Genomic DNA, 21,091 nt, shown 5'->3' on the forward strand with positions numbered 1-21,091 from the left:
CGTCCAATGTCATCACAGCCGTCCAGGAGTGCTGTCCGACCCGATTCCCGGGAACGTGCGCGCCAGCGAGCAGGCGCCCTGCCCCACGGGGCCAGAAGACAGACATCCCCCAGGGCTCCCAGGCGCCGGGCCTCCATGGGCACCTGGCCTGCCGCGGTGGCGTTTCATCGATGTGACACATCCCCGGGAGGAAGGGGCAGGCGCGGCCGTGGCGCGATGGCGGCGGCGCCGGACTGACACTTCGCGAGTCTTGCTCCGCCGGAGCCCGCCCGCCACGCTTGGGCCATGACGACCGAATTCATCCTGCTCCGGCACGGGGAGACGGAGTGGAACGCACTGGGGCGCCTGCAGGGGCACCTGAACAGCATGCTCAGCCGTGAAGGGCAGCGGCAGGCGGAGGCGCTCGCGGCGCGGCTGGCCACCCTTCCCTTCCAGGCCCTCTACAGCAGCGACCTGGACCGCGCGGTGCAGACGGCCTCCCGCATCGCGGCGAGGACGGGTCACGACGTCCAGCGGGACGCGCGCCTGAGGGAGCGCGGGTTGGGCGTGCTCGAAGGGCTGACGCGCGCGGAGGCCGGCCAGCGTCACCCGGCTGTCTTCGCCGCGTACGCGGAGGGACATGCCGACTACGTGGTGCCCGAAGGGGAGAGCGCGTCCCAGCGCCTGCGGCTGGCGCTGCACTGCCTGGAGGAGCTGGGTGCGCGCCATCCGGGGGCCCGCGTCGTGGTGGTCACCCATGGCGGCCTGCTCAGCGCCCTGTTGCGCCACTGCCTGGGCATCCCCGCCGCCGCGCCGCGCGCCTTCTCCGTCCTCAACGCGGGTTGGAACCAGTTCGACCTCCATGACGGGTCCTTGCGGATGGTGACCTGGGGGGACGTCAGCCACCTGCGAGAGCTCAGCCTGGACGACACCTGAAGCGACTGTGACGGACAGTGCCTGGATGCACATACAATGGCGCGCGCCATGCGTACGCCAACCGCTCCGGGGCTGGGACCGCCGGCTGTCTTCGTGGGCCGAGCCCAGGAAGTACGGCGGCTGGGGGACATGCTGAGGCGCGTGCGCACGGGCGTCGTCTACGGGCTGCCCGGGGCGGGCAAGTCCGCGCTGGTGGCGGCGGTGGCCGCGAAGCACCGGGGGCCCGTCGTGCACCGGCGCGTGCGTCCCGGGGACACGCTGGACACGGTGGTGGACGACGTGCGCCGCCTGCTGAGCGAAGCGCCCGTGGCCCAGGCCCTGTCGGACGCGTCCCGGCTGGAGGCGCTGGCGGGAGAGCTGGAGGCGCGCCGCGCCCTGTGCGTGCTGGACGACCTGCACGTGCTCGGGCCACCGGAGCGCGCGGCGCTGGTGGAGGACCTGGGAGGTCGGCTCCGGCAGGGCACGCTGCTGGCCACCTCCCGAGAGTCGGTCCCCCGGCACGCGGCGAGTCCGGACCGGGTGGAGCTGCGGCTGGAGGGCCTGTCGGAGGAGGCCGCGCGAGAGCTGTGGCGGGAGCTGGACGCGCTCTATGGAGAGCGCGACGGCTTCGACGCGGCGTGGGGCCGCTCGCGGGGCCTGCCCTTCCTCCTGCGCCGAGCCCACGCGGGCGACACGGGCGGAGACGAACCGGTGCGGGCGGCGCTCGCGGCGCTGCCCGCGGACGAACGGCGGCTGGCCGCGATGATGGCCCTGAGCCAGCTGCCGCTCACCACGAGCACGCTGCGGCCGGTGCTGTCCGGCGACGCGGCGGACCAGGCGCTGCGCCAGCTGGGCGCGAAGCTGCTGGTGGAGACGGACTCGCGGGGCCGGCACGGCGTGCACGACCTGGTGCGAGAGGCGATGGTGTCCCTGCTGTCGCCGGAAGAAGCGCGCGCGGGCCACGAAGCGCTGCTGGAGGTCCTGGAGCAGGAGCCCCTGCCCGCCGTGGTCCGGGTGCGCGCGGTGTGCCGCCATCTCCAGGCGCTCGGCCAGCATGAGGCGCGCGCGGCCTTCATCGTCGCGCGGGCGGAGTCCCTGGTGCGCCACGGCGCCGCGGACGAACTCCTGGGCCTCCTGGACTCGCTGCCCGCCGCGCTGCGCACGCCCCAGGTGAAGCTGGCCCATGCGAGAGCGCGGGTGCGGCTGCTGGATTTGCGCCGGGCCTATCCGGAGCTGGTGGCCCTGCGCGCCTCGCTGGAGGCCGCCGCCGGAGCGCCGGACCCGGAGTCGAACGAGGCCCTGCGCGAGGGCGTGGGCGCCGTGCTGGTGCGGGTGGCCCTCTTCGCGCTGGAGCCAGAGGCCTGCGAACGCACGCTGGAGTCCATGCCGGTGCCGAGCAGCGCGGAGGTCTTCCTCCAGCAATTGCTGGCATGGACCGCGCTGCGCTTCTTCCAGGGACGGCTGGATGAATCCCTGGCGATGCTGGACAACGCCGCCACCGCGACCGGGGACCGGCGCGTGCTGGGCTGGTGCGCCTACGCCCGCGCGCTGATGCTCTGGATTGAAGGCCGGGACAGCGAGCTGGCGGAGCCCCTGGCCCAATGTGTGTCATTGCTGGAGGACGCGCCGCTCGACTCGCGGGGCCCCCTGGTGGCGGCCATGTCCGCGGGCATCCTCAGCCGGCTGGGCCGCTTCAAGGAGGCCGACGCCGCGCTCGCCAGCGCCCGGGAGCGCCTGGGCCAGCTGGGCGCCCCCCGCCTCGCGCTGGAGCTGGACTGCATCGCGGCGTGGGTGCGCGGAGAGCTGGGACAGCGCGGAGCGGCGCTCGCGGCGCTGCGGGAGACGGAGGGCCGCGCGGAGAAGGCGGGCTACCTCTTCGTCCGGCTGCTGTGCCGCGTGGGCTCGGGCCGCATGCTGCTGGAAATGGGCCGGCGCGCGGAGGGCCACGCACAGCTGGACGCGGTGGAGGAAGAGGTCCGGGCGCGCGGCGTGGTGGGGCTGATGCGGGCCGCCCGGGTGGCGCGCACGCTGGACGTGCCAGGGCCGGACGCACCCGCCATCACCGTGGAGCCCCGCGAGGTGCGCCCCGGCATCGCCGCCCGCCAGCGCGCCCTGGCCGCCCTGGCCGCCGCCCGGAGCGCGGACGCCCCGCGCGCCACGGCGCTGCTCACCGCGTTGGAGCCCCTGGCGCGTGGTGACGACTTCGCGCTGGAGCGCACGCTGGGACACCTGACCCGCGCCACGCTCCACCGTCACGCGGGCCGCGCCCGCGAGGCGGCACAGGCCCTGGAGGAGGCCACGCGCGAAGGCACCAGGGGAGGAGTGGACCCCGAGCTGATGGCGGAGCTGACCCGGCCGCTCGCCTCCGCCGCGGAAGCCACTTCCCCTCCGGAAGCGCCCGCGCCAGAGGCAGTGGTGCTGGACGCCCGCCGTCACGAATTGCGAGCCCCGGGGAAGACCGTCTCCCTGGAGCGCAGAGCCCTGCCGCGAAGGCTGCTCTACGCCCTGGCCCGCCAACCGGGCCGCATCCTGCCGAAGGAGGACTGCGTGCGCGCCATGTGGAACGCGGACTACGACCCGCGCCTGCATGACAACGCCTTGCGCGTCCACGTGAGCCACGTGCGAGACATGCTGGAGGGCACCGGTACCCGGGTGGTCTTCGAGGACCCCGGCTACCGCCTGGAGGTGTCTCCAGGATTCACCTTCGTCGGCGGGTAGACATCCAGAGCCTGAGCATGTGTCACATGTGACACGCTGTAGCAGTCACACCAACCCCATCACAGTAGTTATCCAGTTACAATAAATCGCCGGCCAGGGTGTTTACAAGGAGTCCTGGTTTCATCCAGAATCCCGCCGCCTCTTAACTTTCATTTAAGACGGGGTTCACATGATTTCGGCTCAGATGGTGCGTCGCTGGACTGCGGCCAGCGCGGTGTCGCTGCTGGTCGTCGGTTGCGGTCCCCAGACCACGGAAGAGAAGCAGACCCAGCCGGAGACGCCGGCTCCCGCCGCCACCACCCAGGAGATCGTCGGTGGCTCGGCGACCACCATCGGGGCGAACCCCTGGCAGGTGTCGCTGCAGAGCAGCGGCGGCAGCCACTTCTGCGGCGGCTCCATCATCAACGAGAGCTGGATCCTCACCGCGCAGCACTGCGTGAATTCGGGCGGCTCCATCTCCAAGCCGGGCCGCATCGTGGCGGGCGTCACCAACCGCACCACCACCACCGGCGGGCAGGTCCGCACCGTGTCCCAGGTGGTCGTGTACCCGGGCTACGTGGACGCCAACTACGGCAAGGACGCGGCGCTCCTCAAGCTGTCCTCGCCGCTGGACCTGAGCGGCGCGAACGTGAAGGCCATCCCCTACGTCACCGCGGCGGATGAGGCCTCGGGCGTGGGCGGCGTCGGCGCCGTGGCGCGCGTCACGGGCTGGGGCACGCTGTCCAGCGGCTCCTCCTCGCTGCCGACCACGCTCCAGACGGTGGACGTGAACATCATCAGCAACGCCGCCGCGCAGGCCGACTACCAGGGCGAAGAGACCATCACCGCAGACCAGCTGGGCGCGAAGGCCCCGGGCAAGGACTCCTGCCAGGGTGACAGCGGCGGTCCCCTCACCGTCCTCAAGGGCAGCACCCGCGTGCTCGCGGGCATCGTGAGCTGGGGCTACGGCTGCGCCGACGCGTCGTACGCGGGCATGTACGGCCGCGTGTCGTCCTTCGCCAGCTGGATCGACACCACCGTCAATGCCCCGCAGCAGCCGACGCAGACGCTGCTGAACCAGACCGGCATCTCCGGCGCGGCCAGCTCCTTCAAGCACTACGCCATCACCGTCCCCGCGGGCGCCACCACCCTGACGGTGGAGCAGTCCGGTGGCACGGGTGACGCGGACCTCTACGTGCGCCAGGGCTCGCAGCCCACCACGACGGCGTACAACTGCCGCCCGTACCTCAGCGGCAACGGGGAGTCCTGCACCATCACCGCCCCCGCGGCCGGCACCTGGTACGTCTCCGTGCGCGGCTACTCCGCGTACTCGGGCGTCTCCCTGCTCGCCACGGTGCCGTAGTCGTCGCCTGACACCGGCGTGAGCGCGCAAAGCCCTCTTCCTCCCTTCGCGGAGGGAGGGGGCTTTCGTGTTTCAGCCACCTCGTGGGCATGGAGTGCTACACCCGGTGTCATGGCCCGGCCCAGAGCTTCGCGCTGTCCCCACTGCAACGCGCCCTTCACGCCCCAGACCGCGAAGACGCACTACGTCTGCGGCTACTGCGGCCACGCCTTCGACCTGGACGGTCCGCTTCCGGTGCAGACCGGCCCGCGTGCGCCGCCGCCCGCCCAGGCGAACCAGACGGTTTTGATGATGCTCGCGGGCGTCGCGGTGATGGTCCTGATGGGGGTCATGGGCGCGGTGTTCTTCCTCGCAGGAGCACCGGAAGCACCCGCGCCCATTCGCACCCCGCCTCCCGCGGCCGTCCGCCCCGTTGCGCCTCCGGTCATCCCCGCGCCTCCGCCCGAGCCGCCCAAGCCCGCACCCGAGCGCATCGAGTGGGTGGAGCGGGGCGCGCCTGCGTTCGTGGACGTCAACGGCGATGGGACGGAGGACATCGTCGGCCACGTGAGCAGGCACGAAGGAGGCTCCGACTTCCGGCACGTCATCGCCGCGTTCGACGGCCGGACGTTCCAGAAGCTCTGGGAGTCGGCACCCTCGGAAGGACCGGACGCCTCCCGCTACACGAAGGTCATCGCCCAGAACGGCCGGCTGGTGATGAGCGAGCAGCGCACGGTGAACCTGCTGGAGCTGGAGACCGGAAAGCGGCTGGGGCGTGTGCCGCTGACGGACTCGCCGCGCCGGCTCTGCATCCCGCCCGGGGACACGACGTCCGTCTGGGTGGAGCTGGTGGACCACCAGCACCTGCTCTTCGACACGCGCACGGTCACCGCGCAGCCCGCGCCCCGCGCGCCGAAGGGCTGCGCCACGCCGCCCTTGAGCCCCCAGACGTGCAACATGAGCCGGCCGGCGGAGCACCCCACCTCCTGCGAGCGCTCCAGCTACCCGCCCTCCGACATCCGCGGCTTCTCCACCAAGTACCTCTTCCGCACGGGCGGCTACACGCTGGCGCTGGGCACGCGGTGGCCGGGGACGCAGGTGCCCCTGGTGGCGCTGTACGCGCCGGGCAACCGCAAGCCGCTGTGGCACGACACCGTGTCGGAGAAGGATCCGCTCCTCCTGCGGGACACCGCGCCGGAGGTGGGGGAGATCACCCAGGACGCCGTATACGTCGTCTATGCGCTGGAGAAGGGCGGCGCGCACCTCATCAAGCGCGACCTGCGCACTGGCGCCGTGGCCTGGGACGTGGCCCTGCCCGAGTCCCGCTCCCTCTCCATGCTGACGGCCCTCTGGGTCCGGGACGGCAGGGTGTACGTGCCGCAATGGGGCGCCCTGCACGTCTTGGACGCCGCGACGGGCGACCGCGTCGGCTTCATTGGAACGGAATGAATCAGTAGATGGAGATGAGGTGGACCCGCACGCGGGGGTTGCCGAGGTACTCCTCCAACCGCCAGCGGGTCCGCATCCCGTCCTCGCGGATGCCCACGCCGCCGTCCGTGGGAGGCTCCGCGCTGGCGAGCGCATCCCGCAGATGGGACACCGCCCAGCTGTCGAACTTCGGGTCCCCGGAGCCCTCCAACACCTGCAGGTCGATGAGGCTGCCGTCGCGCGCCTGCCGCACCTCCACGATGGCGACGAGCGCCAGCACGGGGGCCGTGACGTCGACCATGTAGGCGTTCGCCGCGCGCCCGGCCTCCACGGCCGCGCGCAGCCGGTCGGACGTCTCCCGGCGGACGTCGCGTGCCTGGGGCGCGAAGGGAGTGCCCGTCTTGCCGAAGCGCTCGATGGACTCCAGCTGCTCGCGCTTCAGCCGGCGGGCGAGCACATCGGTGTTGGGAGGGGGCGGGTTCACCAGCCGCTCGGAGAAGCCCTGGCGCAGCTTCGCGAAGTAGGGGGGCGTCGCGCCCGTGGCTCGCGAGGACGCGGTCGCATCCTTGGCCCAGCCATCCACCTTCTGACGCGCCTCCTCCGCCTCACGGGCCGCCAGGGCCTTGGGGTCCGGCTCCGAGCCGGGGACGTTGCGGATCGTCCGCCCCGTTGACGGAGGCCCTTTGAGGAGCCCACCGCCCAGCAGCCCGGGCGGCTCCAACTGGAGCGGGACATCCCGGACCGGAGGTGACGCGGGCTCGGCGGGCGCTTCCGCGATGGGTTCCGAAGCGGCGGTCCCGGGAGTCTCGGGTGGAGCTGGCGCTTCGTCCTTCTTCCCCGCGCGCGTGGAGGGTTCGCGATCCGCCAGCCGCGCCGGCGCTTCGTCCTTCTTCCGGGCGCGCGTGGAGGGCTCGCGCTCGTCCGGACGCGCTGGCGAGCGCTTCGGCTCCTCTTCGGGCGCGGGCGGCGCGGGGCGTGCGTCCCGGGTGACAACCTCCATCTCGATGACCCGCGACGGCTCGTGACGCCGGACGATGGCGGACGGGCTCCGCCACAGCGCGAAGAGGAGCGCCGCGTGCAGGAGCACTGACACGCCGAGCAGGAGGAGCAGCTGTGAGCGGCGGGACACGAAGTTCAGCTTGCTCCGTCCCGCTGCGCGGGAGAAGTGGCGCGGAGCGTGGGTGTTGAACCTCCACGCTCCCCTGCCCTCTCCTTCCCTCTTACGGCGCGGCCGGTGTCCGGAATTCCGGAATGAGCTCGCCCGTGAGCCGGATGCTCTTCAGGACCTTGTCGTGCGCCAGCGCGCCCACCTGGTGGAAGGACATGAGCGCGTCGATGCCCAGCGCCTGGTAGCGCTTGAGCCCCGCGCGCACCTGCTCCTGGGTCCCGACGATGAGCGAGTCCTGCGCGCTCAGCACCTCCCAGACCTGCTCGTCCGGAACCTGCTCACCGCCCATGATGCGGCCCAGGAGGCGCTGCGCCTGGGACTGCGGCGCGTTCGGGTCCTTCTTGCGCAGGTACTGGCCCGTCAGGCCTCCGCCCGCCGGGTCCTTCGCCAGCACCTCCAGCTCCGCGGCCGTCTTCACGAAGGCGTCCTTCGCCTCGAAGAAGGTGAACGACCCGCTGGTGTACCAGGCGGCGGCCTTCGCGGCGCCGTTCTCCATCGCCTCGCGCTCGCTGTCCGCGCAGTGCACGAAGGTGAAGAAGGCGACCTGGTCGTTGACGAACGCGCCCACCGGCTCGCAGCGCGTGCGCAGGGCCTCGCGGTAGATGTGGATCATCTCCGCCACCTCCTCCGGAGAGGCCCAGAGCGTCACGCCCAGCGCGCCCACGCCGTTGCGCCCCGCCTGCTCGAAGGACGCGGGGCTGGAGCACGCCTGCCACAGCGGCGGGTGCGGCTTGCGGTACGGCTTGGGGATGACGCTGACGTCCTTGAGCCGCAGGTCCGGCCCGTCCCACGACACCTTGTCCTGCGTCCACAGCTTCGGAACCAGCTCGAACGCCTGCTGCATCTGCCCGCGCGTGGAGTCAGGCTCGATGTTGAAGGTGCGCCACTCCGGGATGGTGCTGCGCGCCAGTCCCAGCTGGAAGCGGCCCCCGCTCAGGTGGTCAATGAAGGCCGCGCGCTCCGCGATCCGGATGGGATGATTGAAGCGCATGGGCGCCAGCACCGACGAGTGTCCGACGTGCAGGTTCTTCGTGCTCCGCGCGATGGCGGTGAGCATGATCTCCGGCGCGGAGCTGTAGCTGAACTCCACGGCGGTGTGGTGCTCCACCTGCCACCAGACGCCATAGCCCATCTCGTCCGCCAGCCGCGCCTGCTCCAGTGTCTCCTGGATGAGCTGGTGCTCGTGGTCCGGACCGCTCCAGCGTTCCTTCGGGTGCTGCATCTCCGAAAAGATGTCGAGCCGCATGATGTCCCCCTGAAATCGGTTTCACGTCTCCAGCAACAACAAGAACAACTCCCGCGCCGTCCGGAAGCAACCCGCTCCGGACGGCGTGGGTGAGACCGTCACTCCACCCAGTGGACCTTGCCCAGACCGGCCGGGATGAGGTCGCAGACGTAGAGGCTGTCGTCGTACGGGGAGGTGTCGTACACGCCCCGCGCGGCGATGCAGCGCGCCTGGTTCGGATAGGGCGCGTTGAACTCCGCGGCGAATGGATTCGCGGGCCGTGCTTACGGATCCTCGGGGGGAAGGGTGCAGGTCCAGGTGTTGCCGGGCTTGCAGTAGCAGCTCCCCGTGGGCAGCCCGCTCAGACAGCAATCCCGGTAGGTGCCGACGGAGGGACACGACGTGCCGTCAATGAACGTGCACGTGTTGGCGCGCGAGCAGATGATGGGCGGAGGGGTCGTGGGGCAGTACTGATAGGAGCCGTTGCACTGCACATATTGGCCGTCCACGGAGGAGCAGGAGTTCCCCGAGCACGACACCGTCGTCCCCGACGCACAGGTCGTCGAACAGGTCGACAAGGCACTGGAGACCTGTCCCAGGTCCTCCGACACGTCGCCGGAATCCGTACCACCGCAGGCCGCCAGCGTCGCGATGACCAGTGCCGCGAACACACCCGATACAAGCTTCATGAGTTCCGTCCTCTCTTGCGGATACATCCAACTAGACAGCTTATCCCCACAAGATTTGATTCGATAGGGTTCACACCGGCGGCGGGAGCACGGGCGTGGGGTACGCTGGCGGCACTTCACGCCAGGGGACCCGTCCATGTGTCGGAGCATCAAGACGCTGTTCAACTTCGAGCCCCCCGCGTCCGACGCGGAGGTGCGGGCGGCGGCCGTTCAGTTCGTGCGGAAGCTGAGCGGCACCAGTGCCCCTTCGAAGGCGAACGAGGAGGCCTTCAACCGCGCCGTCGAGGACATCACCGAGACAGCGCGACGGCTGATGGACTCGCTGGTGACCACCGCTCCGCCACGCAACCGCGACATGGAGGCCATGAAGGCGAAGCTGCGGTCCGCGAAGCGCTTCGCACCGCGCTAACGTGCTCCCCATGTTCCTCGCCTCGCTGCTGTCCGCGTTCGCTGGCGCTTGGCTGTTCGCGGCGGCGCCATTCACCGTCACGATGAAGTCCGCGGGCTACTCCGCCCGGTCGGATGGTGAGACGGTCACCGTCACCCGGGTGGAGCCCAAGAGCGTCGCCGCCGAGGCGGGCCTCCAGAAGGGCATGAAGGTGACAGGCATCACCCAGCCGCCCAGGGGCTTCACCCGGGTGCCCCTGCCCCAGCTCGACGCCACCAACCTGCAGGACGCGCTGACGCCCCAGCCCGCCGAGACCCTCTGGCTCCGGGTGGAGACGAAGCGGGGCTCCGACCAGCTCATCCTCAAGAGCCGGGAGCCCCTCCCCGACAACCCGTTCCCGGTCGTGCCGCTCACGGACGCGCAGCAGGCGCGCCTGACCCCAGACCAGGCCAGCCGCTACCAGCAGCGGCTCGTGCAGTTCGCCGTGGAGGCCATGCGGCGGCCCCAGGTCGAAGCCCGCCAGAACACCACCGCCTACGTGATGAAGGGAAAGCTCAGCGGCATCGACGGCGGCGGCGCCACGCCCCTCTGGCTCCATCCGAGCATCGAGCTGCGGCACTCCTGTGGCGACAGCCTGGAGAAGATGGAGCTGAGCAGCGCCGCGGGGAACGTGAACCTCACGCTGCGGCCCGAGGATGCCACCAAGGCGGGAGGCCCCATCCAGTTGGCCCCGCCGCTCTGGCCCATGCAGCAGGTGCTCCGCTGTGAAGGCGCCCCCACCGCCTTGCAGCAGACCCTGCACGTCAAGCTGGCCTGCAAGGGACTGCCTCCCGCGGAGCACGACTTCAACGTGAAGCTGACCGTGCGCTGTGACGATCTCCATTCCCAGCCTGGGCCGGCCCAACCGCCGCTGGTCCTGGAGGAGCCCAAGGACTTCCTCGTGGGAGACACGACCCCGCTCCGGATGAAGGTGTTCGCGCACCAGCTCGTCCCCCGCCCCACCGAGGCGACCCTCGTGGAGCTGGATGCCCAGGGCCAGGTGCTCCGGCGGCTGACGCCAGTTCCCATGGGGAAGAACGCCCACGAACCCGGCCTGCCGCTCCAGGTCACGCTGGATACGACGGCGAGGCGCACCGCGCGGCTCGCGCTGGACGTGCGCTTCTCCGACGGAAGCACCTGGCTCAGCGAGCCGCTGACGCGGGAGATCCGCACCCGGGCGCAGGTGGAGGGTCTGCGCCGGGAGGCGCTCGAGACCAACGCGAGGGCCTCCGCCTTCCTGGAGGAACTCAACGACACGTTCAGCGAGCCCTGTGACGACGTGCCCACCACGATGAAGTGGATCCTGGCCCATCCCGCCATCGAGGCCGCGCACACGGGATTCCGGAAGCTCCACTACAAGGTGAGGGGCAGCTCCCACTTCTCCGTCTTCATGTGCGGCTACGACTAGTCCGGCGCTTTCACGGACGCTACAAGCGGCCGAGGATCTCCGCCTTCTTCTCCTCGTACTCGCGCTCGGTGATGAGGCCGCCATCGGCCATGCGCTTCAGGTCCTCCATTGCCCGGACCGGATCCACCGGGGGCGATGGCGGGCTGGCCGGGGCGGCCATCGCGAAGCCGGTGATGACGACGCGCTGGGGCTTCATCGGGTCCACCATCACCTGGACCCGAAGCCCCGGCCCCCAGGTGGCCGTGCTCGAATGAGGCGGCAGCCGCTTGCTCACCCGCGCCTGATAGGGAGCACGGCCGGGGATGTGAACCTCCAGGAGCAGTTGGAGGACCGGGCGCTTGTCGATGCGGATCGCGGTGTCCCGCACCTCCAGCACCGTGGCCTCGCCGGCCCTTCCGTTCTCCAACTCAGTGCGATCCAGCGCGGCGCCCAGCAGCCCCAGCAGCCCCCCCTTCGGTCCGAACGCCACGCCCAGCCCTCCCGCCACGACGATGAGGAGGACGAGGAGCGCGGGGTCGGAGGTGATGGCGTCGAACATGGGGCTTCCAGCCTAGGGGATGTTGATGCGCGAGTGCAGGGCCCGCCCGTCGTACGCGGCGGCGCCGCAGCGCGCATGGGCCCAGTCGCCATTCACCGCGGAGCAGACGCGGAAGGCCTGGATGTTGGAGAACGGCACGTTGATGCCCGGCGTGTCGCATCGCCCCTGGTAGGTCCAGGCCAGGCTCTTGTTCACGGCGCCCACGCCAATGCACGGGCCAATCCAAGCGCCCGTGTCCCGCCGCTGCACGTCGATGGAGTACTGCGCCAGCGTCTCCTCCTCGCTCCACTCCAGGTCCACGAAGGGCGTGACGCCGCCGGGCAGCTCCAGGGACACGTCGTCGGAGATGCCGTCATAGGCCTTCTCCACGGACGGCCCCCAGACGTTGTTGTTGGAATAGAAGAGGCGGAACGCGGCGATCTCCCCCTTCGTCACCACGCGGTCCCCGGCGCTGCGGCACACGCCGTCGAACACCGTCTTGTTGGACTGCCCCAGCAGCACCACCGACGTGCACGGCCCCACCACCGAACCATTCTTCAGCACGACGTCCAGCGAGTAGCTGTACCCCGCGAGCCGGTTCCAGCGCACGTTCACCTGGTTGAGGGACGTCATCGCCCCATCCGGCTTGAACGCGACGCGCTGCTTGTACGTGCTGCGCGACGTGAGGTTGCCCGCGCTGTCGAAGGCGCCCTGGTGGAAGATGTTGAAGTACTCGCCCCGCCGCTCGACGATGACGTTGTGGCCGTGGGACTGCACCAGTCGGCCCGCGGAGTTCTTCAGCGGCAGGGACATCCGCCGCACCGCCCGCGCCCGCGTGAGCTCCGGGATGGAGTCCGCCATCACGTAGTACATGGCGTACTGGCTGTTGTACCAACCGCCGCTGAAGACCATGTAGTAGCGCCCGTCGCGCTTGAAGAGCTCCGGCGCCTCGTTGATGCCCTCTTCGTAGGCCGGCGTCGCGAACACCGCCGGGCCCGCGTGGTTGTAGACGGTGCCAGGCGCCGCCAGCTTGAACGACGAGATGTTGTTGCCGTTCTGGAACCAGACATAGAAGAGCCAGCGGTCCGCGCCGTCGTTGAACGTCGCCGAGTCGATGCGGATGTTCCGGTTGCACCCCTGCGGCAGGCACGCCGTGCCGGTGGTGGTGCGCGGCCAGGTGGTGTTGGCGTTGATGGGCTGGGGCACGCCGAAGACCAGGTTCAAATCCGGCGCCGTGGCGACGAAGGTCGTCACCTCCTGGCCCGCCGGAGGACACGCCGCGCCGTTGGGCACCCGGTGCCCGGAGAAGTGGAGCTGGTAGACGCTGCCCACCTTGCTCAGGTCCGGCGCCCACAGGAAGCAGTAGTCGTACGTGGGATCCGTCGCGGACGGGTTGTAGTCGCGCTTGAAGCGGAACGTCGTCAGGTCGTTGGACTCATACAGCGGCAGCAGCACCCCGTTGCCCGTGCCGGTGAGGAAGAACAGGTCGTCGTTCTCCTTGTAGACGTCCGGATCCGCCAGCCACTGCATGAGCAGCGTGCGCGAGTTGTCCTGCGCGAGGGCACTCCCGGCGAAGGTCGTGGTGAGGAGGGACAGCAGCAGGACGGCTCGGACGGGCTTCATGAGGCCTCTCCATGGAAGTCTTGAAATCCAAGCTTCCAGGGAAGGCCCGGGCCGCGCAAGGCCGATGGGTTTTGACCGTCCGGCGGCGATCCGCTATATCCGCAACTTCGATAATGAATATCAATTTCATTTGATATCACTTTTCTCTGGATTGCCTTTCCCGTGAGCACCACTCCCCGGCGGTTCCCCACCCTCCTCGTGGCCCTCATCGGGGTCGCGGTCATCGCTCTCGCGGTCTTCTTCGCACGGGGCCCGCGAGCTCCGGCCCCGGATCCCGTGCCCTCGGAAGGCGCGGCGGCGGCCCCTGCTCCGGGAGCGGGCCGGACCATTGCCCACGCGCAGGGCAGCACCGTCGTGGCCGAGCACCCGAAGCAGGTCGTGGTGTTCGACCTGGCGGCGCTGGACACGCTGGACGCGCTGGGGGTGGACGTTCAGGGCGTGGCGGGTGAGTACTTCCCCGGCCAGCTGGCGAAGTACGCGGACGCGAAGAAGTACCCGCGCTACGGGACGCTCTTCGAGCCCGACTACGAGGCCCTGCACGCCGCCCGGCCCGACCTGGTCATCACCGGCGGCCGCTCCAGCGCCCGGTACACGAAGCTCGCCGCCATGGTGCCCACCATCGACCAGACCACGGACGACGCGCACTTCGTGGACACCGTGGTGGGCAACACGCAGCGACTGGCGACCGTCTTCGGCAAGGAGGAACAGGCGCGCACCCTGGTGGAGGCGCTGAAACAGTCCATCGCGACGCTGAAGGGCACCACCGCCAGCCGGGGCAAGGGGCTCATCGTGCTGACGTCTGGAGGACGGATGAGCGCGTATGGCCCGGGCTCGCGCTTCGGCGTGCTGCACGACACCTTCGGCATCCCGCCCGCGGCGCCGTCGCTCAAGGCGTCGCTGCACGGAGAGGCCGTGGGTTCGGAGTTCATCCTGGAGACCAACCCGGACTGGCTGTTCGTCATCGACCGGGACGCGGCCATTGGCGAGGGCGGCGGCGCGCAGCGGCTGCTGGACAACGAGCTGGTGCACCAGACGACGGCCTGGAAGCAGGGGCAGGTCGTGTACCTGGAGCCGGCGAACACCTACCTCATCGGCGGCGGCATCCAGTCCCTGCGGCGCCTGATGGAGCAGATCTCCGATGTCTACGCGAAGCCCCGACAGCCCTCCGCTCCCTGAGCCGGGCTTCGCGCCGCGCGCCTCCGTGGCCTCCCACGAGGCCAGCGCGCGCTCCGAGCCGCTGCCCATGAGCGGCGCGAAGGGCGCTCCCCTGCCCCTGCTCGCCGTGGCCGTGCTCGGGGTGCTGGTGCTCGCGGGCATCAGCCTGCTGATTGGCGTGAGCCACGTGTCGTGGGAAGCGCTGCTGGCGCCGTCGGAGAACCAGCGCGCCGTGCAGGTGCTGGTCATCAGCCGGGTGCCGCGCACGCTGGCCCTGCTGCTGGCGGGCATGTCCCTGGCCGTCGCGGGCCTCATCATGCAGATGCTCGCGCGCAACCGCTTCGTGGAGCCCTTCACGGCGGGCACGGCGGAGTCCGCGAGCCTGGGCCTGCTCGCCGTCACGCTGCTCGCCCCCGGCCTCCCCATCCTCGCCAGGACGGCGGTCGCCGCCTGCTTCGCCATGGCGGGCACGGCGTTGTTCCTGTTCATCCTCCGGCGGATTCCGCTGCGCTCGGCGCTCGTCGTGCCCGTCGTGGGGCTGGTGCTGGGCGCCATCTTCGACGCGGCGACGACGTTCTTCGCCTACCGCTTCTCCCTGCTGCAATCGCTGATGGCCTGGACCACGGGCGACTTCTCCAGCGTGCTGCGCGGCCGTTACGAGCTGCTCTGGGGCGCCTTCGTGCTGACCGTCATCGCCTACGTCGTCGCGGACCGCTTCACCGTCGCGGGCATGGGCGAGGCCTTCACCACCAACCTGGGCCTGAGCCACCCGCGCATCATGGCGCTGGGGCTGGCCATCGTGGCCATGGTCACCGCGGTGGTGGTGGCCACCGTGGGGATGATTCCCTTCATCGGGCTCGTGGTGCCCAACGTCGTCAGCCTCATCGTGGGTGACAACGCGCGCCGCTCCATCCCGTGGGTGGCGGTGCTGGGCGCGGGCTTCGTGCTCCTGTGCGACATCGTGGGGCGGGTGGTGCGCCAGCCCTATGAGATTCCCGTGGGCACCGTGGCGGGCGTGGTGGGCAGCCTCCTCTTCCTCCACCTGCTCTTGCGGAGGGACGACCGTGTCGGCTAGCGCGCTGCGCCTGGAGGGCCATGAGCGGCGGCTGCTCCTCTTGGGGGGCCTGGCCGCGTTCTGCGTGGTGGTGTTCATGACCGTGGACGCGGGCGGCAAGTGGGACTTCGTGCTGCCGTTCCGCGCGCGCAAGGTCGCCACGGTGCTGCTGGTGGGCTACGCCATCGCCGTCTCCACGGTGCTGTTCCAGACCGTGGTGGAGAACCGCGTCCTGACGCCCGCCATCATGGGCTTCGACACGCTCTACCTGCTCCTGCAGACAAGCCTGCTCTTCTTCCTGGGCTCGCGCACCATGGCGAGCCTGGACAGCCGGCTGCTCTTCACGGTGGAGGTCGCCATCATGGTGGTCTTCTCCGCCGTGCTGCACCGCTGGCTGTTCGAGGGCGGCCGGCGCAGCGTGCACCTGCTGCTGCTCACGGGCGTGGTGCTGGGCGTGCTGTTCCGCAGCCTGTCCAGCTTCCTCCAGCGCCTCATTGCGCCGGGCGAGTTCGACTTCCTGCAGGACCGCTTCTTCGCCAGCTTCAACAACCCGGACCCGGACCTGCTCATCGTCTCCGCGCTGATGACCCTGGGCGCGTCCGTCCTGGGCTTCAGCCTGATGCGCACCTGCGACGTGCTGAACCTGGGGCGCGACGTGGCCATCAACCTGGGCGTGGACCACCGGCGCACGGTGTCGCGGCTCCTGGCGGTGGTGGCGGTGCTGGTGTCGGTGTCCACGGCGCTGGTGGGGCCGGTGACCTTCTTCGGGCTGCTGGTGGCGAACCTGGCGCACGGGCTGGTGCGCTCGCACCGGCACGTCCACGTGCTGCCGGCCGCCGTGTTCCTGGCCGTGATTGGCCTTCTGGGCGGTCAGCTCGTGCTGGAGCGCGTCTTCTCCTTTGGCGCCAACCTGCGCGTCATCATCGAGTTCCTGGGCGGCCTGATGTTCATCACCCTGTTGATGCGAGGCGTGCTGCGATGATCGAAGCCCGGAACGTGTCCCGCCGCTACGGAGACACCGTGGTGGTGGACGACGTCACGCTCCAGTTCCCGGAGACGGGCGTGACGTCCATCATCGGGCCCAACGGCGCCGGCAAGTCCACCCTGCTGTCCATGGTGAGCCGCCTGTTGCCACTGTCCTCCGGCACGGTGCTGGTGGACGGCATGGACGTGGTCCGCACGCCCGGCGACGCGCTGGCGCGAAGGCTGGCCATCCTGCGGCAGGACAACGCCGTCACCTCGCGGCTCACCGTGCGCGACCTGGTGACGTTCGGCCGCTATCCGCACTCCAAGGGCCGCCCCACGGTGGAGGACCGCGCCTTCGTGGAGGGGGCGCTCCACCACCTGGGCCTGGAGCCGCTCGCGAACCGCTTCCTGGACGAGCTGTCCGGAGGCCAGCGCCAGCGCGCCTTCGTGGCCATGGTGCTGTGCCAGGACACCCACTACGTGCTCCTGGACGAGCCCCTCAACAGCCTGGACATGAAACACGCCGTGGCCATGATGAAGGAGCTGCGGCGCGCGGCGGACGCGCTGGGCAAGTGCGTGGTGCTGGTGCTGCACGACCTCAACTACGCCTCCTGCTACTCCGACCACGTCATCGCCATGCGCGCCGGGAAGGTCGCCTTCCAGGGGACGCCGGAGGAGCTGATGCGCCCCGCCGTGCTCCGCGATATCTACGACATGGACATCGACATCCACCTGCTCGATGGAAAGCGCATCGCGGTCCACTACCGCTGACTCCAGGATGTGACACGCGTGTCGCGCCCGGTTCGAAAGGACGGCGGATCCGGACAGAGGTTCCCTCTGGGACATCCTGGCATCGGGCTTGCTCAAGGGCCCGGGCACCATGTCCCTCTCCCGCGAAGCCTCTCCGAATCCCGGCCTGCGTCGTTGGGCCTCGCGGCTGCTCCTGCTGTTCGCATGCGCCAGCGTCGTGGCGACGTCCAGGAACAGCTTCGAGGACATCGTCTCCGAGCCCCACACGAGCGCGCCCCTGACCCTCACGACCGAGGCGCCCACTCTCACGCGCCCCATCACCGTGAAGGTCACGGCGTCGGAGCCACCATCGAAGAAGGCCCAGGTGGAGCTGACGGTGCAGGTGAAGGCGCGGTGGACGCCAGCGGACCCCTCGCGGACAGCGCTGCCGTGGATGCGCGTCTCGCTGTCCAAGGCCAGCCCCGACCCGGCCGTGCCCACGCAGCCCGTCGTGCTGAAGACGGGGGAGGACGTGGTGGCGCGGACCGTCGTGATCCTGGATGAGACCTGCGAGCTGGGAGCATCGTGTAAGTGGGCCACGAACCTGACCGTCCAGGTGCAGCCGGACGCCACCCCCGGCACGGTCGAGCTGGAGTGGAAAGCGAGCGCCCGGGCGAAAGTGATCGGACTGTCCGACACGCCCAGGGGCATGGGCATCACCGTTTCGGAGCCGTGACGCCCTCCCCTCTGAGCGGCGCATCCTCGGCTTGCTCCGACTCCACGGAGGGTGAAAGCCTGTGCATCCCCTCTTCCAGAAAGGCAGACGGAGATGCGCGAGAAGAACCTGGAGTACACGCTGGATTGGATTGCCGTGCAGGAGCTGGTGGCCGAGTACGGGCAGGCCATCGACCATGGCAAGGACACGGGCGACTGGACCCGGTGGGAGCGGGTCTTCGCTCCGGAGGTGACGTCGGACTACTCCCGCTTCATGGGCGTGCCGCCCTCCACCGCGCCGCGCGCCGTGCTGGCGCAGTTCGGCAACAAGGCGCTGGAGTGCTTCACCCGCGTACAGCACGCCACGGCCAACACGGTGCGCACGGAGTTCACCAGCCCCACGCGCGGCACGGTGCACGCCTACGCGGAGGTGTCCCACTTCTTCACCATGGATGGTTTTCCCCAGGAGTGGACCCTGGTGGGACGCTATACGCATGAAGTGGTGAAGACGGCCGCGGAGGGCTGGCGCATCCAGAAGGTCACGCTGGATCCCATCCACCACCGCGGCAACCTGCTGGGCCTGGAGTTCGCCCGGGGCAAGCGGCTCGGCACGCCGTGACTCCGGGCGTGCGGTGACGCGGCCCCGTCACCGGGCGCGCTTCTTCCGGGACCTGGCCGGAGGCTTCGCGAGCGCCTCCGCCTGCTTCCCGATGGTCTCCGCCAGGAAGTCCACTACCGCGCGCACCCGGACGTTGTGGGCCAGGTCCTCGTGGAACACCAGCCACACCGTCCGCTCCAACTCCGGCAGGGCGTCACGCAGAGGCACCAACTCCGGATGCAGGTGGCCGAAGAACGCCGGCAGCAGCGCCACGCCCAGGCCCTCGCGCGCGGCCTGGAGCAGCCCCAGGATGGACGTCAGCCGCAGCGCCACCGTGGCCTTCGCCGCGTGCACGTCCAGCCACTTCGACTCCGGCCAGCGCCGCGAGTCCTGCGCGTACCCCACCACCGAGTGCCCCTGGAGCCCCGTGTCGAAACGCACCGGCCCCCGGCGGGAGAGATAGGCCTTCGACGCGAACGGCACGACACCAATGGCAGCCACCTTCCGGGCCCGCAGCGACGCCTCTTGCGGCCGGACCAGCCTGATGGCCACGTCCGCCTCGCGCCGCACCAGCGACAGGGATTCGTAACCGGAGAGCAGCTGCAACTCGATTTCCGGATGGCGCTCCTGGAACGCGGCCAGCCACGGCATCACGTTGTGGACCAGGAAGGAGTCCGTCGCGGTGACGGTCACCGGTCCGGAGGGACGCAGGTCCTCGCCGCTGGCGAGCCGCTCCACTCGCAGCGCCTCCGCCTCCACCGCCTCCGCGGCCGGGCGAATGCGCAGCGCTACCGCCGTGGGACGCAGACCCGTGGGAGTCCGGTCGAAGAGCCGTGCCCCCAGCTCCTTCTCCAGCACGGCCAGGCGCCGGCCCACCGTGGTCTGGTCCACCTTCAATCGCCGCGCCGCCGCGGAGAGGTTCCCCTCCCTCGCGATGGCCAGGAAGTGCCGCAGGTCGCTCCATTCGGGCATGGCCTGCACTTTCGCAGAGGTGCCCTGCGGAATCGGGTATTTTCGCAGGGATGCCCCGAAGCCATCCTCCCTGGCGTTTCCTTCCACCGAGGAGTGCTTCCCGTGAAGACCCTGCCCAAGCTCGTCGCCGCCGTCGCCGTCGTCTCCGCGTTCACCTTCGCCGCCGCCAAGGGCAAGGAGTCCGCCGCGTTCCAGCAGACCGCCTATGACAAGCTCACCTGGACGGAGATGATGCCGGGCGGCCCGTCCGTGCACGTGCTCTGGGGCGACATGAAGAAGGGCCCGTATGCCCTGCTGATGAAGTTCCCCGCCGGGTTCGACTCCGGGCCGCACACCCACTCCGCCGGCTACCACGGCGTGCTGGTGAAGGGCCGCATGACGAACACCAGCGAGGGCGCCGCCGAAGCGGGCGCCGTGGAGGCCGGCAGCACCTGGGACCAGCCCGGCAAGGTGGTGCACCGCAACCAGTGCGCGCCGGACGCCGAGTGCGTGATGCTCATCGCCCAGGACAAGCCCTTCGACTTCGCACCCGCCAAGGCGAAGTAGCCGCCCCGCGGGCCCGGAAACGCGTCAAACCTTGATGCCCACGACCAGGGACGCGGCATAGCCATCCGAGGTGTTGCCCGTCACGGTCGCCAGCTGCGTGGACGCGCCGTCGCTGAACACGTTGTCGCTGGAGAGCGAAATCTGGCTGAGGTTGCGGACGCTCTGCGAATAGCCAGACGTCGCGTAGACGGTGTCACAGACGTCCTCCGGCAGGGCCAACTGGGACGTGGCCACCTTGTTGCGCGAGGAGGAGGTGGCCTCCACCGAGGGGTAGATTTCGAAGTGGATGTGCGGCCAGCGGCCGCTGTAGCAGGCGGGGAAGATGCTGGTGAAGGTCACCTTGCCCTCCTCGTCCGTCACCTGCACCCCGCGCAGGTAGTTCTCGTGGGTGACGCCCGACGAGTACATGGAGTACCGCCCCGCCTGGTCGCAGTGCCACAGGTAGATGGCATAGCCCCGGAGCGGCGTGCAGCTGTCGTCGCTGCCGACCAGCGTGAGGGTGATGGTGAGCGGGATGCCCGCCGCGACGCCGCTCGCGTTCGCGATGCTGGAGCGGATGTCGCTCCGGACGATGCCCGACAGCACCAGGGCGTTGGCTCCGTTGGAGCCGTCACCGGGATAGGGACCGGCCGTCTCCTCCGGAATCCTCGCGCAGCCCGACGTGTCCCCGCTGCCGCTGGAGTCCGGCCCTCCGCAGCCGATGATGGGAATGAGGCTGGTGAAGGCCATCCAGCGCAGCAGCTCCCGCCGGTCCGTGCGCGTCGCCATGACCCGCAGGTCCTGCTGGAGTCCGTGGTGGTGATTCCGCTCGTCGTCACTCATGCGCCTTGCCCCCTTGGAGTGACCGTGACGGTAGGCCCAATGTCTTAAGCGAGTCCTAAGGCGCCGGGGGTGACGCGTTTTTGCAATCCAGGCGCGAGGCTCCTGGCGTATCTGTCC

Annotated in this window: 20 protein-coding genes; 13 read left to right on the forward strand and 7 right to left on the reverse strand. The window is 70.0% G+C overall.

Annotated features, from left to right (window positions below; all coding sequences use genetic code 11):
- Nucleotides 1-285 precede the first annotated feature (285 nt).
- The 4 genes from GTZ93_RS15685 (at nt 286) to GTZ93_RS15700 (ending at nt 6,382) form a co-directional block, all read left to right on the forward strand.
- The gene (locus GTZ93_RS15685) at nt 286-915 is read left to right on the forward strand and encodes a histidine phosphatase family protein (RefSeq protein ID WP_120598684.1); all 630 of its coding nucleotides are present in this window, start codon (nt 286-288) and stop codon (nt 913-915) included.
- A gap of 48 nt (nt 916-963) precedes the next feature.
- The gene (locus tag GTZ93_RS15690; protein ID WP_139921603.1) at nt 964-3,612 is read left to right on the forward strand and encodes a winged helix-turn-helix domain-containing protein; all 2,649 of its coding nucleotides are present in this window, start codon (nt 964-966) and stop codon (nt 3,610-3,612) included.
- Between the two features lie 169 nt (nt 3,613-3,781).
- Nucleotides 3,782-4,954 (forward strand): trypsin-like serine protease, encoded by a 1,173-nt coding sequence (locus GTZ93_RS15695; protein WP_139921601.1) that lies wholly within the window; start codon nt 3,782-3,784, stop codon nt 4,952-4,954.
- Nucleotides 4,955-5,065: 111 nt separating this feature from the next.
- Nucleotides 5,066-6,382, forward strand: coding sequence for an Rcat domain-containing protein (locus tag GTZ93_RS15700; RefSeq protein ID WP_161662843.1), 1,317 nt, complete (start codon nt 5,066-5,068; stop codon nt 6,380-6,382).
- A gap of 1 nt (nt 6,383) precedes the next feature.
- Here the strand turns inward: GTZ93_RS15700 and GTZ93_RS15705 are convergent, their stop codons facing one another.
- From GTZ93_RS15705 to GTZ93_RS15715, 3 genes are all read right to left on the reverse strand, one after another.
- A complete protein-coding gene (locus GTZ93_RS15705) occupies nt 6,384-7,490 on the reverse strand; it encodes an energy transducer TonB (RefSeq protein WP_180945992.1) in 1,107 nt (368 codons plus the stop codon).
- Nucleotides 7,491-7,581: 91 nt separating this feature from the next.
- The gene (locus GTZ93_RS15710) at nt 7,582-8,775 is read right to left on the reverse strand and encodes an LLM class flavin-dependent oxidoreductase (RefSeq protein WP_120579650.1); all 1,194 of its coding nucleotides are present in this window, start codon (nt 8,773-8,775) and stop codon (nt 7,582-7,584) included.
- A 263-nt stretch (nt 8,776-9,038) separates the two neighbouring features.
- Nucleotides 9,039-9,443: a hypothetical protein gene (locus GTZ93_RS15715; RefSeq protein ID WP_139915351.1), complete on the reverse strand. Its 405-nt coding sequence runs from the start codon at nt 9,441-9,443 to the stop codon at nt 9,039-9,041.
- 136 nt (nt 9,444-9,579) lie between these two features.
- Between GTZ93_RS15715 and GTZ93_RS15720 the strand changes: the two genes are divergently transcribed.
- Nucleotides 9,580-9,852 (forward strand): DUF2277 domain-containing protein, encoded by a 273-nt coding sequence (locus tag GTZ93_RS15720; protein WP_139915352.1) that lies wholly within the window; start codon nt 9,580-9,582, stop codon nt 9,850-9,852.
- A gap of 10 nt (nt 9,853-9,862) precedes the next feature.
- Nucleotides 9,863-11,278 (forward strand): PDZ domain-containing protein, encoded by a 1,416-nt coding sequence (locus tag GTZ93_RS15725; protein WP_139915353.1) that lies wholly within the window; start codon nt 9,863-9,865, stop codon nt 11,276-11,278.
- 19 nt (nt 11,279-11,297) lie between these two features.
- On the opposite strand, the gene GTZ93_RS15730 is transcribed toward GTZ93_RS15725, so the two are convergent.
- Together GTZ93_RS15730 and GTZ93_RS15735 are read right to left on the reverse strand one after the other, a co-directional pair.
- Complete coding sequence (locus tag GTZ93_RS15730) at nt 11,298-11,816, reverse strand: SHOCT domain-containing protein (protein WP_139915354.1); 519 nt, start codon at nt 11,814-11,816, stop codon at nt 11,298-11,300.
- 12 nt (nt 11,817-11,828) lie between these two features.
- Complete coding sequence (locus GTZ93_RS15735; protein WP_139915355.1) at nt 11,829-13,418, reverse strand: glycoside hydrolase family 43 protein; 1,590 nt, start codon at nt 13,416-13,418, stop codon at nt 11,829-11,831.
- A gap of 162 nt (nt 13,419-13,580) precedes the next feature.
- Between GTZ93_RS15735 and GTZ93_RS15740 the strand changes: the two genes are divergently transcribed.
- The 6 genes from GTZ93_RS15740 (at nt 13,581) to GTZ93_RS15765 (ending at nt 18,655) form a co-directional block, all read left to right on the forward strand.
- Complete coding sequence (locus tag GTZ93_RS15740; protein WP_139915356.1) at nt 13,581-14,594, forward strand: siderophore ABC transporter substrate-binding protein; 1,014 nt, start codon at nt 13,581-13,583, stop codon at nt 14,592-14,594.
- On the forward strand, nt 14,557-15,648 hold the full coding sequence (locus tag GTZ93_RS15745) for an ABC transporter permease (protein WP_257978940.1): 1,092 nt from the start codon (nt 14,557-14,559) through the stop codon (nt 15,646-15,648). Before GTZ93_RS15740 ends, GTZ93_RS15745 begins: the two co-directional genes overlap by 38 nt.
- A complete protein-coding gene (locus GTZ93_RS15750) occupies nt 15,638-16,609 on the forward strand; it encodes an iron chelate uptake ABC transporter family permease subunit (protein ID WP_120579854.1) in 972 nt (323 codons plus the stop codon). The genes GTZ93_RS15745 and GTZ93_RS15750 overlap by 11 nt, the downstream gene beginning before the upstream one ends.
- Nucleotides 16,606-17,364, forward strand: a complete 759-nt coding sequence (locus GTZ93_RS15755) for an iron ABC transporter ATP-binding protein (protein ID WP_120579855.1) — start codon at nt 16,606-16,608, stop codon at nt 17,362-17,364. The genes GTZ93_RS15750 and GTZ93_RS15755 overlap by 4 nt, the downstream gene beginning before the upstream one ends.
- Before the next feature lie 109 nt (nt 17,365-17,473).
- Nucleotides 17,474-18,058: a hypothetical protein gene (locus GTZ93_RS15760; RefSeq protein WP_139915357.1), complete on the forward strand. Its 585-nt coding sequence runs from the start codon at nt 17,474-17,476 to the stop codon at nt 18,056-18,058.
- A gap of 93 nt (nt 18,059-18,151) precedes the next feature.
- Entirely contained in the window at nt 18,152-18,655 is a 504-nt protein-coding gene (locus tag GTZ93_RS15765; protein ID WP_121752523.1) for a nuclear transport factor 2 family protein, read from the forward strand.
- Nucleotides 18,656-18,682: 27 nt separating this feature from the next.
- On the opposite strand, the gene GTZ93_RS15770 is transcribed toward GTZ93_RS15765, so the two are convergent.
- Nucleotides 18,683-19,606 carry a LysR family transcriptional regulator gene (locus GTZ93_RS15770; protein ID WP_139915358.1) on the reverse strand — a complete coding sequence of 308 codons (924 nt, stop codon included), beginning with the start codon at nt 19,604-19,606 and terminating at the stop codon, nt 18,683-18,685.
- A gap of 102 nt (nt 19,607-19,708) precedes the next feature.
- Between GTZ93_RS15770 and GTZ93_RS15775 the strand changes: the two genes are divergently transcribed.
- Nucleotides 19,709-20,152 (forward strand): DUF4437 domain-containing protein, encoded by a 444-nt coding sequence (locus tag GTZ93_RS15775; RefSeq protein WP_139915359.1) that lies wholly within the window; start codon nt 19,709-19,711, stop codon nt 20,150-20,152.
- A gap of 24 nt (nt 20,153-20,176) precedes the next feature.
- On the opposite strand, the gene GTZ93_RS15780 is transcribed toward GTZ93_RS15775, so the two are convergent.
- Nucleotides 20,177-20,974 (reverse strand): intradiol ring-cleavage dioxygenase, encoded by a 798-nt coding sequence (locus GTZ93_RS15780; RefSeq protein WP_139915360.1) that lies wholly within the window; start codon nt 20,972-20,974, stop codon nt 20,177-20,179.
- Between the last annotated feature and the right edge of the window lie 117 nt (nt 20,975-21,091).

This window comes from Corallococcus exiguus (assembly GCF_009909105.1).
Lineage (GTDB): Bacteria > Myxococcota > Myxococcia > Myxococcales > Myxococcaceae > Corallococcus > Corallococcus exiguus.